This window comes from Kitasatospora sp. NPDC001159, assembly GCF_053598235.1.
Window position 1 is genome coordinate 1 of the sequence record NZ_JBSFJV010000145.1, and the last position, 13,388, is coordinate 13,388.

The 13,388-nt window shown below is 73.2% G+C and carries 12 protein-coding genes; 4 read left to right on the forward strand and 8 right to left on the reverse strand.

The window, feature by feature from the left end:
* The 8 genes from ACWC9T_RS37955 to ACWC9T_RS37990 form a co-directional block, all read right to left on the reverse strand.
* Window positions 1–1,966 (reverse strand): putative Ig domain-containing protein (locus tag ACWC9T_RS37955; protein WP_449825593.1); only part of this gene is annotated, 1,966 nt, incomplete at its 3' end.
* A gap of 418 nt (window positions 1,967–2,384) precedes the next feature.
* Window positions 2,385–3,866: a hydrogenase large subunit gene (locus tag ACWC9T_RS37960; RefSeq protein WP_449825594.1), complete on the reverse strand. Its 1,482-nt coding sequence runs from the start codon at window positions 3,864–3,866 to the stop codon at window positions 2,385–2,387.
* Window positions 3,867–3,868: 2 nt separating this feature from the next.
* On the reverse strand, window positions 3,869–5,353 hold the full coding sequence (locus tag ACWC9T_RS37965) for a proton-conducting transporter transmembrane domain-containing protein (RefSeq protein WP_449825595.1): 1,485 nt from the start codon (window positions 5,351–5,353) through the stop codon (window positions 3,869–3,871).
* A complete protein-coding gene (locus tag ACWC9T_RS37970) occupies window positions 5,353–6,012 on the reverse strand; it encodes a hypothetical protein (RefSeq protein ID WP_449825596.1) in 660 nt (219 codons plus the stop codon). The genes ACWC9T_RS37965 and ACWC9T_RS37970 overlap by 1 nt, the downstream gene beginning before the upstream one ends.
* A gap of 3 nt (window positions 6,013–6,015) precedes the next feature.
* The gene (locus ACWC9T_RS37975) at window positions 6,016–6,969 is read right to left on the reverse strand and encodes a respiratory chain complex I subunit 1 family protein (protein WP_449825597.1); all 954 of its coding nucleotides are present in this window, start codon (window positions 6,967–6,969) and stop codon (window positions 6,016–6,018) included.
* Entirely contained in the window at window positions 6,966–8,987 is a 2,022-nt protein-coding gene (locus ACWC9T_RS37980) for a proton-conducting transporter transmembrane domain-containing protein (RefSeq protein WP_449825598.1), read from the reverse strand. The genes ACWC9T_RS37975 and ACWC9T_RS37980 overlap by 4 nt, the downstream gene beginning before the upstream one ends.
* Entirely contained in the window at window positions 8,984–9,466 is a 483-nt protein-coding gene (locus ACWC9T_RS37985; RefSeq protein WP_449825599.1) for an NADH-quinone oxidoreductase subunit B family protein, read from the reverse strand. The genes ACWC9T_RS37980 and ACWC9T_RS37985 overlap by 4 nt, the downstream gene beginning before the upstream one ends.
* A 501-nt stretch (window positions 9,467–9,967) precedes the next feature.
* Window positions 9,968–10,351: an ArsR/SmtB family transcription factor gene (locus tag ACWC9T_RS37990; protein ID WP_449825600.1), complete on the reverse strand. Its 384-nt coding sequence runs from the start codon at window positions 10,349–10,351 to the stop codon at window positions 9,968–9,970.
* Window positions 10,352–10,611: 260 nt separating this feature from the next.
* On the opposite strand from ACWC9T_RS37990, the gene ACWC9T_RS37995 reads away from it, so the two are divergent.
* From ACWC9T_RS37995 to ACWC9T_RS38010, 4 genes are all read left to right on the forward strand, one after another.
* The gene (locus ACWC9T_RS37995; protein WP_449825602.1) at window positions 10,612–10,806 is read left to right on the forward strand and encodes a hypothetical protein; all 195 of its coding nucleotides are present in this window, start codon (window positions 10,612–10,614) and stop codon (window positions 10,804–10,806) included.
* Window positions 10,807–10,809: 3 nt separating this feature from the next.
* Window positions 10,810–11,157 (forward strand): ArsR/SmtB family transcription factor, encoded by a 348-nt coding sequence (locus ACWC9T_RS38000; protein ID WP_449825603.1) that lies wholly within the window; start codon window positions 10,810–10,812, stop codon window positions 11,155–11,157.
* Between the two features lie 8 nt (window positions 11,158–11,165).
* Entirely contained in the window at window positions 11,166–12,857 is a 1,692-nt protein-coding gene (locus ACWC9T_RS38005; protein ID WP_449825605.1) for a SulP family inorganic anion transporter, read from the forward strand.
* Between the two features lie 320 nt (window positions 12,858–13,177).
* A partial coding sequence (locus ACWC9T_RS38010; protein WP_449825604.1) for an alkylphosphonate utilization protein occupies window positions 13,178–13,388 on the forward strand: 211 nt, incomplete at its 3' end.

Below are 13,388 nucleotides of genomic sequence, written 5' to 3' on the forward strand. Positions count from 1 at the left end.
GACCGAGGAGCGCGGCCGGGTGACTGATCGGGGTCGTGCGCCGGGGCGGGCGCTGCGTACGACGGGGGATCGCGGTGTCGTCGATCACGAAGCTGGTCTGGAGCGAGGAGTCCTCCACCCCGGTGAACTTGAGGGTGACGCTCTTCCCGGCGTAGGCCGACAGGTCGACCGTCTTCTGGGCGTAGCCGGTGTTCTTGTCGAGGTTGGAGTACGTGGCCACCGTGGTGCCGTTGACGGTCACGGTGAGCTTGTCGTACTGGGCCGTGGTGGTGGTCTCGGCCGTGTCGATGTGCAGCCAGTAGCTCAGGGTGGCCTTGCAGCCCACCGGGATGGTGACGGCCTGCGAGAGGCTGTCGGTGTGCGCGGTGCCGTAGCCGTCCAGCCACGCCTTCCAGGAGCCGCTGTGGGCCGGCTCGGACGCCGAGTTGTCGATGACACCGCTGGTCGCGGTCCACGGCGCGGCGGACCCGGTCTCGAAGCCGGGGTTGCCGAGCAGCTGTGCCGGGGTGCAGGAGCCGCCGGTGCCGCTGACCGTCCAGCCGAAGCTGGTGGAGCCGGTGGCGCCGGTGGTGTCCTTGGCGGTGGCGGTCACGTTGTAGCTGCCGGCGGCGGTGGCGGTGCCGGTGATCAGGCCGGTCGCGGAGTCGATGGACAGACCGGTCGGCAGGCCGGTGGCCGAGTAGGTGAAGCTCTGGCCGGAGGCCGAGTCACTGGCCTGGACCTGCAGGCTGACCGAGGAGCCCTGCGCGGTGGTCTGGTTGCCGGGGTTGGTGACGGTCACCGTGTTGCCCGTCGAGCCGCCGCCCACGATCGGGTGGGAGATGGCGCAGGAGTTGGTGTCGTTGGACCAGCTGGCCTGCTCGGCCCAGGTGCCGAAGCTACCGAAGGTGATGTTGGCCGCGCCGCCCGCGGTACCCGGGGACAGCCAGGCGCACTCGTCGGAGTTCTCCTGGCCGTTGTACGAGCTGCCGGACACGTGGTTGGTCCAGCCACCGGCCGGGTTCTGGTCCGACATCATCTCGTGCCACTCGTGCCCGAGGGTCATCGTCCAGCCGTCCAGCGTGCCGGGCGAGTTGACGAAGCCCACGCCGCAGCCGGCGCCCGAGTCGATGTTGTACGGCTGGTTGCTGAACGCGACGTCGCCGTACGGGGAGGTCACCGCGCCGCCGGTCAGCGTCGAGTCACCGTTGTAGTCGTGCCACGCACAGTACTGGTTCTGGTAGTTGTCCGGGTTAGTGCCGTGCGGCGACAGGATCACGTAGTAGGCGTCCCGGTTGGACGCCGCCGTGGTGTTGCCGAAGTGCGCGGCCGCGTCGACGGCTTCCTGGCCGAGCTGGTGGCCGGACGCAGCGCTCGGTGACGCCGCCGCGTTGTCGTACCACACGCCGGCGAGCACGCCACCGCTCTGGTACGGGACGAAGTTCGCGTTCGAGGGGCAACTGGTAGCGCCGGTGGTCACGTTCGGCCCGTCGCACCACTGCGTCAGGTCCGCGGACCAGAGTTCGTTGCCGGTGCCGATGCCCTTGAACATCTGCTGCGCGGCGCCCGCCGCCCCGGCCGAGTCGCCCGAGAACTTGGCGTTCCCGTTGGCGTCGGTGCTCTGCGTGCCCCACTGGTTGCCGTAGAAGACCAGGTAGACCTTGGAGTGGCCGCTCTGGACACCGATCCCGTCGATCCCTCCGCCGTAGGAGAGGGTCTGCGGTCCGGTGGCCGCGTTGGGGGTCCCGTGGGTGGAGGCCCACTGCTTCATCTTGTCGTTCTGACCGACCGTGGGCAGCACGCCGTGCCGGTACGGGTGCTGGTAGGCGGGGCTGAACGGGTTGGTCACGGAGCCGTTCTGCGGCGGTGCCGGCTCGTCCGCCGCCTGGGCGGCACCGCTGGTGGTCAGGGCAGCGGTGACGAGGGACAGCGACGCGACGGCGGCCAGGGCCGCTCGTCTGAGCGCACGGACGCGGGGGATGCCCATGTGTGGGGGTTCCTCTCTCCTGCCGACTCCGGTGCCGGTCGGCCCGGATGACGGCTCGTGGCAGGACGGGGTACGGCGATGACACGGGCGCGGGGCGTAACGGTGGGGTGGCCCGTGCTTGCCGGCGGTGCCATGGGGGCTGACGAGCGTCGACCGACGTCACGTCAGCAGCAGAGCTGCGGAGCGATGGTGGTGCAGCGGAAACCAGTGCCCGGTGGCCGGCCTGAGGAGGCTGCGGCAAGGGGCGTGAACGGAAGAAAAGCAGCGGTGACAGGCCTCAGTCAACGGGTTGCGCAAAAGCGATGCGTTCGCGCCGCCGAAACCTCCGAGAAGGAAAGAATCCGGCGAGAGATCGGCAATGGGATATTCTCCCCGGCGATCATTTCGGGATCGCGGAGAATAGCGAAATCCCGCCGTTTCAGAGGTCGTTGCCCGCGTAGGAGAGGTTGAAGCTCTTGTTGGTGAGCGGGAAGTCCGGGACGATCGTGTCGGCGAGGGCGACCGGCAGGGCAGGCCAGTTGAAGAAGGACGGGTCCACGGTCTTGAGCCGGGTGAGAGTGCCGTCGGGGGCGAGTTCGACCCGGGTGGTGACGGTGCCGCGCCAACCTTCGGCGATGCCGACGCCGGAGCGGCGGGCGGGGGCGTGCGGCGTCGGGTCGACGACAGCGCCGGCGGTGAGGCCCTCGGCGAGGTGGCCGATGAGGTCGAGGGCGTCCTCCGCCTCCTGGGCGCGGATGGTGAAGCGGGCGAGCACGTCGCCGGTGTCGAGGACGCGGGTGGTCAGCAGGTCGCCGAGGTCGTGGTGGGGGTGGGCACGGCGGGCGTCGGTGGGCAGGCCGCTGGCGCGGGCGACGTAGCCGAGGCAACCGAGGTCGCGGGCGGCCTGCGCGGGCAGGACGGCGGTGCCGGTGAAGCGGTCGCGGATGGTGGGGTGGCCGAGGGCGAGGCCGACGAGGGCGCCCAGATCGGCGCGGACGGCCGCCAGTTCGGCCGGTTCGGGCAGGGCGCGTAGGACGGCGCCGCCGGGGACCACGCCGCCGCGCAGCAGCCGGTGGCCGGTGACGGCGTGGTTGAGGCGGAGCAGGCGTTCGCGGATGTGCCAGGCGTGGGAGTTGAGGATGCCGTGGCCGACGTCGTTGCAGAGGGCGCCGAGGTCGGTGACGTGGTTGTGGAGACGTTCGAGTTCGAGGAGCAGGGCGCGGGCGCGCCGGGCGTCCCGAGGCGCCTGCACGCCGGTGGCCTCCTCGACGGCGAGGCAGTAGGCGAGGGCGTGGCCGACGGCGGTGTCGCCGCTGATGCGCTCGGCGAGCCCGAGCCCCTGCTCGGGGTGCCTGCCCTCGAAGAGCTTCTCGATGCCCTTGTGGACGTACCAGAGCCGGGCCTTGAGCTTGAGGATGGTCTCGCCGACCACGGAGAAGCGGAAGTGTCCCGGTTCGATCAGCCCGGCGTGGACGGGTCCGACCGGGATCTCGTACACGCCGGGTCCTTCGACGGTGAGGAAGGGGAACGGCCCCTCGGGTGTGCCGAATTCGGGGGGCGGCCCGGCGTCGGGGCGCATCGGGTACCAGCCGCGCGGCCAGTGCGGGTGGCGGACGAGGCGGTGCGGCAGCGGGTGGTCGAGCGGGACGACGCCGTGCAGGTCGCGCAGCTCGCGTTCGAACCGGCCGGCGGGGAAGGAGAGGTGGGCGAGGGTGGAGACGGCGGGGGCGCGGGCGTCGAGGCGGACGTGCAGTTCGGTTCGGGCGTCCGGCGGGCCCTGGACGAAGAGGTGGACCACGCGGATGGTGCCGGGGCCGTCGTGGTGGGCGGCCACCAGCGCGAGGCGGTGGCCGCCGGCCAGCAATCTGGCGGCATGGTCGGCGAGTTGACCGGGTTCGAGGTCAACGGTGTTACTGGGCACGGTCAGTGTCCTCCGATCGCGGCGGCGGCGTTGAGAAGGGCGGCGAGCGGGGCGGTGGTCACGCCGAGTGCGGCGCAGGCGAGGAGCCCGCCGACCAGCGGGAGCCAGACGCTCGCACCGGACCGCACCGGCGGCGCGCTCCCCTGCGGTGGCCCGGACGGTGACCCGGGTGGTGCCCCGAGCAGCATCCGGGCGGTGCGGCCGGTCAATGCGGCGAAGGCGAGCAACACCAGGGCGAGGGCGACGGTGACGGACCAGCCGAGGCCGACCGCGAACCCGGCCCGGGCGATGGCGAGTTCGGAGGCGAAGAGGCTGAAAGGCGGCAGCCCGAGCAGGGCCAGGACCGCGAGGCCGAAGGCGGCGCCGAGGACGGGGGCGCGTCCGAGCAGGCCCCGGACCCGACCGATCCGGGTGGTGTGGGTCAGGTGCATGAGGTGGCCGGAGGAGCAGAACGCGACGCCCTTGGCGAGGCCGTGCCCGGCCATGTGCAGCAGCAGGGCGGCGGTGGCGAGGTGGGTGCCGACGGCTGCGGCCAGGGCGATCAGGCTCATGTGCTCCATGCTGGAGTAGGCGAGCATCCGCTTGTAGTCGCGCTGGGCGAGCAGGAGCGCCACGGCCAGGGCGAGGGTGAGCAGGGCGACGGCGAGCAGCAGGGCGCGGGCGAAGCCGGGGCCCAGGGCGGCGTCCGCGATCACCTTGTGGCGCAGCACGGCGGTGAAGGCGACGGCGAGCAGCACGCCGGACATCAGCGCGGAGACGGGGGCCGGGGCTTGGCTGTGGGCGTCCGGCAGCCAGGCGTGCAGGGGGACGAGCCCGGCCTTGGTGCCGAAGCCGAGGATCGCGAGGGCGGCGCCCAGGCGCAGGGTGTGCGGGTCGAGCCGGTCGGCGTGGGTGGCCAGGGTGGGCCAGTCGAGGGCGTGGGCCTCCGGGATGCCGGCGTGCCGGGCCGCGAAGTAGACCAGCACGGTCCCGAGGAAGGCGAGAGCGATGCCGACCGAGCAGATCACCACGTACTTCCAGGCCGCCTCGACCCCGGCCCGGGTGCGGCGGTGGCCGACCAGGAAGGCGGTGACGATGGTGGTGGCCTCGACGGCGACCCAGAGCACGCCGAGGTTGGCGGTGAGGGTGGCCAGTGCCATCGCGGCGAGGAAGAGGTGGACGAGCAGTCCGTAGCGTCGGGCGGAGACGGGGTCCGTCCGCTCGGCGGCGAGGTAGGCGGGGCTGGCGGCGCAGGCCAGCGCGCCGACAGCACCAATGCCGAGCAGGATCCAGACGGTCAGGGCGTCGGCGCGCAGCAGGTCTCCATAGGCGGTGGCCGGCCCGCCGGAGGGGACGTCGGTGGCGAGCGCTCCCGCGCAGGCGAGGATCACGGCGGGTGAGGCGAGCCCCGCCCAGGCGGTGACGGGCCGCCAGCCGAGGACCGGGTACGTCGCGGCGACGAGCAGCGGCGCCGCGACGGGTGCGGTGAGCAGGAGGGTGTCGGGCATCAGTCGTGCAGCTCCCTCAGGTCGTCGAGGTCGGTGCCGCCGAAGGCCGCCCGCATCCGGGTGGTGAGCACTTGGAGTACCAGGACGGCGAACAGCACGTCGAAGGAGACGCCGAGTTCGACGATCAGCGGGACGCCCGAGGTGGCGAGGAAGGCGACGGCGGTGATGCCGTTGTCCACCAGGAGGAAGCCGACCACCTGGGACAGGGCGCGGCGTCTGGTGGCCAGGGTGAAGAAGCCGATCAGCACGACGGCCAGGCCGATCGGCAGGGCCCGGGTGGCGGGCGAGGGGGCGAGGTCGGTCAGCGGTCGGGTGACGGCGTAGGCGAGGAGGGTGAGCGCGGCCGCGGTCAGCAGCGAGGCGGTGACGTTGACCAGCGGCTCGGTCTCGTGGGTCTCCCCGCCCGCGGTGAGGGCGCGCCGCATCAGGTGCGGTAGGAGTCCGGCGCGCAGGAGGGCGATCAGCACGGCGACGCCGAGCAGGTCCCAGCGGTGCCCGTGGGCGGCGAGCAGTCCGGCGATGGCGGCAAGGGCGAAGCCCTGGACGGTGAACACCCGGATGAACGCGGCGAGTTCGCGCCGCCACAGGACCAGGACGGCCGCCAGTAGGAACACGCCACAGGCGAGGTCCAGCAGTTGGGTGAACAGACCGGTGTCCATCACTCACTCTCCGGTGAGGAAGTAGGAGGCGGCGACGGCGAGCAGGGCCAGCAGGAAGGAGCCGGCCAGCAGTTCGGGCACCCGGAAGAGGCGGATCTTGGCGAGGAACACCTCGGCCGCCGCCAGGAGGCCTCCGAGGACGGCCACTTTCAGCGCCAGCAGCACCAGCGCGAGCAGGAGGGCCGCCCAGCCGCCCGTGGTGGCGATCCCCCACGGGGTGAACAGCGCGGCGAGCAGGCCGAGCAGGACGGCGAGCCGCAGTTGTGCGCCGAGTTCGATCAGAGCGAGGTCGGGACCGGAGTACTCCAGCACCATCGCCTCGTGGATCATCGTCAGTTCCAGGTGGGTGGACGGGGTGTCGACGGGCAGCCGTCCGGTTTCGGCGACGGTCACGGCGAGCAGGGCGACGGCCGCGAGCAGTCCGGTGGGGGTGGCGAGCCGGGCGGGGTCGTGGACGGCGCCGGAGACGATGTCGGCGAGGTTGGTGGAACCGGCCGGGATGGACAGCGCGAAGACCGACATCAGCAGGGTCGGTTCGACCAGGGCCGCCACGGTCATCTCCCGGGAGGCGCCCATGCCGCCGAATGCGGTGCCGGTGTCCAGGCCGGCCAGCGCGAGGGAGACGGTGCCGAGGGCGAGCAGTGCGACCACCACGATCAGGTCGGCGTGGCCGCTGACCGGTGTGCGGGTGGCGGCCAGTGGGACGAGGGCGGCGACCACCAGGGCGGTGGCAACCAGGACCACGGGCGCGGTCCGGAAGGCCGGGCCGGTGCCGGTGGCCGTGACGGGCTGTTTGCGCAGCAGTTTGCGCAGGTCGCGCCAGGGCTGCCCGGCGCCCGGGCCGGCCCGCCCTTCGAGCCGGGCCCGGACCTGGCGCATCAACCCGGCCAGCCAGGGGGCCCCGGCGGTGACCAGGGCGACCTGGGCGGCGACGGCGACCGTGCCGATCGGGGTCACCGGGTCACCGCCAGGGCGAGCAGGAGCAGCACCAGGGCGGTGAAGCCGTACCCGAGGTAGCGGTGGACGCTGCCGTCGGCCAGGCACCGGGCGGCCCGTCCGACGCGGGCGAGCAGCCGCAGCACGGGCAGGTAGAGGCGGTGCTCGATCCGGTCCGGGACTCGGCGCTGGTAGCGCACCCGCTCGACCAGGTAGGCGGATTCGCGTACGGGTGTGACGTCGACGTCCTGTTCGGGGGCGAGGACGTCATCGAAGACGCGTTGCAGCGGTTCGGCGAAGGAGGTGGCGGTGTACTCCATGCGCGCGGTGGGCGCTCCGCCGCCGCAGTCCCATACCGGGGCGTCGACGCGGCGCGGCAGGCGGGCCCGCGAGCGCACCGCCAACAGCACGGCCGCGCCAGCGGCGGCGAGCGCGGCGGCGATCCACAGCGGGGCCAGGCTCCCGGTGATTCCGGCCAGTTGGAGGTCCAGCTCGCCGCCGACGATGATCCGCCGGCCGCCGGTCCCGGTCGCGGCGACGGCCCGGCCGAGTCCGTCGGCGAGGGCGCCGGGCAGCAGCGCGAGGCCGACACAGGCGGCGGCGCACAGCCCCATGCCGGCGAGCATCGTGCGCGGGCTCTCCACCGCCCGCTCGACGGCCGTGCCGCGCGGGCGGGCGAGGAAGCCGACTCCGAGGGCCTTGACGAACGCGGCGGCGGCGAGGCCCGCCGAGAGGGCGATGGCGGCGATCGCCACCGGCAGCAGCACGGCGGTCGTCACGCCGGGCGCGGCGAGCCCGTGGATGAGGGCCTGGAGCAGCAGCCACTCGCTGACGAAGCCGTTGCCCGGTGGCAGCGCGATCGCGCCCAGCGCGCCGAGGGCGAACAGCGCCGTGGTGACCGGCATCCGCGGGCGCAGTCCGCCGAGGGCGTCCAGGTCGCGGGTGCCCGTGGCATGCAGCACGGAGCCCGCCGCGCCGAACAGCAGGGCCTTGAACGCGGCGTGGTTGACCACGTGGAGCAGGGCCGCGGCCAGCGCGAGGGCCGCCAACTCGTCGTGGCCGCCCGCGTCGAACAGCAGGGCCGCGCCCACCCCGATCAGCACCAGGCCGAGGTTCTCGCTGGTCGAGTACGCCAGCAGGCGTTTGAGGTCGGTGGCCACCGCGGCCTGGACGATCCCGTACACCGCCGTCACCGCGCCGAGGGCCACCGTCAGTAGCCCCCACCAGCGCGGGCCGCCGCCCAGCAGGTCGAAGCCGGTCCGGATCACGCCGTACGCTCCGAGGTTGACCATCGCCGCACTCATCAGCGCCGAGACGTTGCTCGGCGCCTCCGGGTGGGCCCGGGGCAGCCAGGCGTGCAACGGCACCGCGCCCGCCTTCGATCCGAAGGCCGCCAGGGCGAGCACGAAGACGGTGCCCCGCACGGAGGGTGACAGACCGTCGGCTCCGGCGCGCAGTGCGGCGAAGGTCTCCCCGCCGGCGCGGGCCGCGAACAGCGCCAGGGCGGCCAGCAGGACGACCAGTCCGAGGTGCGTCATCACCGCGTACCAGACGCCCGCCTCACGCACCGAGGCCCGCCGCCGGTGCTCGGCCACCACCAGGAGCAGTGAGGAGAGCGCCATCAGCTCCCACAGCACTAGGAAGGTGGAGACGCTCGCGCCGGCCGGCACCATGACCAGCGTCCAGGCGAACAGCGGCAGCACGGCCTGCACACCTCGTGCGGCGAGGCCGTGCCGGGTGTAGCCGACGCCGTAGACGGCGGCCGCCACGGTCACTCCGCCGGTCACCGCGATGAACAGCCCGGACAGCGCGTCGACCGCCAGGTGCACCCCGGCCAGCGGCAGCAGGTCCGGTAAGGAGGCCGACCACCGCTGTCCACCCAGCGCGGAGACGCCGGCGACCAGGCCGGCCGCACCCACCCCCGCCGTGCACGCACCGACCACCGCCGGGCGGGCGCGCTCGGGCAGTGCCAGCCCGCAGGCCGTGCCGGCGGCGGCCAGGACGCCGGCCGTCGACAGCGCGGGAGCGATCGCGCTCACCGACCGGTCACCCGGCGCAGGGCTGCGACGATCGCCGCCGGCTCGGGTGGGCAGCCGGGCACCTCCAGGTCCACCGGCACGATGTCGGCCACTGCCCCGGCGACGCCGTAAGCCCCGGCGAACAGGCCGCAGTTGAGCGCGCAGTCGCCGACGGCCACCACGACGCGCGGCTCGGGGGCGGCCTGGTAGGTGCGGCGCAGCGGTTCGGCCATGTTCCGGGTGACCGGGCCGGTCACCAGCAGGGCGTCGGCGTGGCGCGGGGAGGCGACCAGCCGGGCCCCGTACCGCTCGGCGTCGTACACCGGTCCGAAGGCGCCCCCGATCTCCACCTCACAGCCGTTGCACGACCCGGCGTCGACGTGACGCACCTGCGCCGAGCCGCGTAACTGGCGCGCGGCGGACAGGGCTTCGCCCTCCTGGCGGGGTGGGGCGGGCTCGGCGATCCGGCCGATCTCACGGATCCTGCGCGACAAACCCATGACGGTCTCCATGTCTTGACGACTTGCAGACGTTAGCAACTGGCAAGTCCGGCAGGACAGTCGAGCGGACCGGCCTCAGTCGTTCGGGGGACAGTCCGGGCCACGCCGCCCCGCGGGATCGCAAGGGTGTTCCTCCTGCGGACCGGTGAGGCCACCCCGGCGTCGGTTCCAGGGCGGCCTCACCGCGACAGCACGCTTCCGGCGGTGCCGTCACATGACGACCTTAGCAGTTGATAACCTTGTCAATTGCATGGAAGGGCAAGAACGAGGAAGGCGTATCTCACCGCGGTGTGCCGTACAGCCGCGCCGACCGCTCCGTCCCCGGTGCGGGCAGTGGTGGTGTGCCGCTTCGCGCCGGGTGGGCGCGGTGCGTACGGGTGCTGCGGGCCTTCCTCCGACCTGTTCGGCCCCGCCGGTCGCTAGGGGTCCATGCCGCCTCGCCGCCGCCCCGGAATGTGCCCCGGGGCGGCGGCGAGCATCCCGTTGAACGGCCGGGAGCGGTCAGTCGCGCCCGGGCTGCTTCTGGGGCTGGGCGAGCAGGCCGTCCAGGAGCTCGGCCTGGCCACTGATCACGCCGCCGAGGATGGTGCGGGCGACCCGCAGGAGCTCGGCGACCTGCGGATTGGTGAGGCGGTAGTAGACGGTGGAGCCCTCGCGGCGGGCGATCACCAGGTTGGAGCGCCGCAGCACGGCGAGCTGCTGGGACAGGTGGGAGGCCTCGACGCCGACCACGGGCAGCATCTCGGAGACCGCGTACTCGCGCTCGCTCAGCAGCTCCAGGACGCGGATGCGCACCGGGTGGCCGAGGGTCTTGAAGAACTCCGCCTTCAGTTGGTACAGCGGCGCGCCGACCACGGGAGGCGGGGTGGGCGTTTCGGCGTTCACGTCGTCACCGTCTCCATCGGGCGGAACATCATCGAAGAGTTGACCCTACCAACCGGTCGAACGCTCATGCCCGCCGGTCACGGCATGGGTGCGGCCGGGCCCGCGACGACCACTGCCGATCACAGCAGATCACTACTGTCGAATCCACCACATGCGAAACATGCGATTTGATAAATTCTTCAAGTCCATACATGCTGGCGTGCTGTTGGATCGGCGAAGGTGCGCCCGGCACCCGCCGGCACCCCCGGGAGGGAAGAGCCGTGACCGCGGTGTTCGACGAGGAGCTGCACGAACAGCTGGCCCAGGCCCGCCGGGCCCTGCGGCAGGCCCGGGCCGACGAGGACGACGACGGCTCCCAGGCCTACGCCGGGCGCGTGGCGGCCCTGCTGCGGATCGCGGCCGCCCACGGCCTCGACGTGCCGCACACCGCCGAGGAAGAGCAAGGAGAGAGCTGAACCATGGCCGTCCCGCTGTACCAGGCGAAGGCGGAGTTCTTCCGCACCCTGGGCCACCCGGCGCGCATCCGGATCCTCGAACTCCTCCAGGATGGCCCGCTTCCGGTGCGCGACCTGCTCGCCTCCCTCGACATCGAGGCCTCCAGCCTCTCCCAGCAACTCGCCGTCCTGCGGCGCACCAACCTGGCCACCGCCACCCGCGGCGGCAACACGGTGGTCTACGCGCTCGCCACGCCCGACGTCGCCGAGCTGCTGTTCGCCGCCCGCCGGATCCTCGGCGACGTGATCACCAGCCAGCGCCGACTGCTGCCCGAACTGGCCGCGACCACCGCCCGGGAGGCGACGGCGTGAACACCGTGATGAGCCGGGTGCGTGCCGTCCTGCCCACCCGGCGGACCCTCGCCTCCATGGGCCGCTCCCCGCGCAAGGACCTGCTCGCCGGCCTCACGGTGGCGATCGTCGCGCTGCCGCTGGCCCTCGGCTTCGGCATCTCCTCCGGCGCCGGTGCCGAGGCGGGCCTGGCCACCGCCGTCGTCGCGGGCGCGCTCGCCGCCGTGTTCGGCGGCTCCAACCTCCAGGTCTCCGGGCCGACCGGCGCCATGACCGTCGTTCTGGTCCCGATCGTCGCCCGCTACGGCAGCAGCGGGGTGCTTACCGTGGGCCTGCTCGCCGGGGTGATCCTGATAGCCCTCGCCCTGGCCCGGGCCGGACGCTGGATGGCCTACGTGCCCGTCCCCGTCGTCGAGGGCTTCACCGTCGGCATCGCCGGGGTCATCGCGCTCCAGCAGGTGCCCGGCGCGCTCGGCGTCCGGAAGCCCGAGGGCGACAACCCCGCCGTCGTCGCCGCCAAGGCCGTCGCCGACTTCGCGTCCGCACCGCACTGGGCCGCCCTCGCCGTCGCCCTCGCCGTGGCCGCCGTGATGCTGATCGGCGTACGGCTGCGGCCCGCGCTACCGTTCTCGCTGATCGCCGTCGTCGCCGCGACCGTCACCGCCAGGCTCGCCGACCTGCCGGTCGCCACCATCGGCCACCTGCCCACCGGGCTTCCGGCCCCCTCGATCGGCTTCCTCGACCTCTCCGCCGTACCCGCCCTGCTGCCGTCGGCGCTGGCCGTCGCCGCCCTGGCCGCCCTGGAGTCGCTCATGTCCGCGACCGCGGCGGACGCCATGAGCGTGTCCGAGCGCCACGACAGCGACCGTGAGCTGTTCGGCCAGGGTCTGGCCAACCTGGCCGCCCCGCTGTTCGGCGGCGTCGCCGCCACCGGCGCGATCGCCCGCACCGCCGTCAACGTCCGCTCCGGCGCCGCCTCCCGCCTTGCCGCCCTCGTCCACGCCGCCGTCCTTGCGGTGATCGTCTTCGCCGCCGCGCCGCTGGTCGCCGGGATCCCGCTCGCCGCCCTGGCCGGGGTGCTGATCGCCACCGCCGTGCGGATGGTCCAGGTCGGCTCGCTGCGCGCGCTGGCCCGCACCGGACGCGGCGAGGCCGCGGTCCTAGCCCTCACCGCCGCCGCCACCCTCGCCTTCGACCTGGTCACCGCCGTCGTGGTCGGCCTGCTCGTCTCCGGCGTCCTGGCGCTCGCCGCCGTCGCCAGGGCGGCACGTGTGGAGCAGGTCCCGCTGCACGCCGACCTTCCCCCGGCCGACCACCACGACGAGGAGCAGGCGCTGCTCGCCGAGCACATCGTCGCCTACCGCATCGACGGCCCACTGCTGTTCGCCGCGGCCCACCGCTTCCTGCTGGAGCTCACCGGATCCGCCGAGGTCAAGGTCGCGATCCTGCGGATGTCCCGGGTCAGCGCGATCGACGCCAGCGGCGCCACCGTCCTCGGCGACGCCATCACCGAGCTTCAGCGCCGCGGCACGCTCGTCCTGGTCTCCGGCATCCGCGCCGAACACCACCGGCCCCTCGACGCCCTCGGCATACTCGACCGGCTGCGCGCCGACGGACACCTCTTCGCCACCACCCCCGACGCCATCGCGTACGCCCGTACCCACCTGCACGGCCAGGCCGGCCCCGCCGGGCACGGCCTCGCCACCGCCGGAGCCTCCTGACCGGCACCGCCGAGCACTGACCGTCCAGCCCGACCCCGACGGCGGCAGGACCGCGCGCGTCCGCCTGCCGCACCCCACCCACCGCGTCCCCGGAAAGGCCGCCCTTGCGTTTCGCCGTCACCGCCTACGACGACCACGGCTCCCCCGCCGCCGGGCAGACCGTCGACCTGCCCGCGCTCCGGACCCTCCTCGCGGAGGCCGCCGCCACCGGCCGCCGTCTGCACATCCGCCCCGAACCCCGGGCAGCGCGCCCCCACGGAGACCATTCACACCCGCTGGCCACGGAAAACGCCCCTCGCACCCTGGATATCCTGAAACACATGAGCGACAACCTCCCCCCGTGCCCGCAGTGCTCCAGCGAGTACACCTATGAGATGAACGCCCTCATGGTCTGCCCCGAGTGCGGCCACGAGTGGATGCCCGCCGAGGGCGGCTACGAGCAGGCCGCCGGCGCCGGCGAGCGGGTGATCCGGGACGCGGTCGGCAACGTCCTCAGCGACGGCGACACCGTGACCGTGGTCAAGGCCCTCA

Bases quoted from the DNA above. Each gene is read 5' to 3' on its own strand.
- ACWC9T_RS37965 (WP_449825595.1), bottom strand. From the start codon at position 5,353: ATGCCCGACACCCTCCTGCTCACCGCACCCGTCGCGGCGCCGCTGCTC.
- ACWC9T_RS37970 (WP_449825596.1), bottom strand. From the start codon at position 6,012: ATGGACACCGGTCTGTTCACCCAACTGCTGGACCTCGCCTGTGGCGTG.
- ACWC9T_RS37985 (WP_449825599.1), bottom strand. From the start codon at position 9,466: ATGGGTTTGTCGCGCAGGATCCGTGAGATCGGCCGGATCGCCGAGCCC.
- ACWC9T_RS38000 (WP_449825603.1), top strand. From the start codon at position 10,810: ATGGCCGTCCCGCTGTACCAGGCGAAGGCGGAGTTCTTCCGCACCCTG.
- ACWC9T_RS38005 (WP_449825605.1), top strand. From the start codon at position 11,166: ATGAGCCGGGTGCGTGCCGTCCTGCCCACCCGGCGGACCCTCGCCTCC.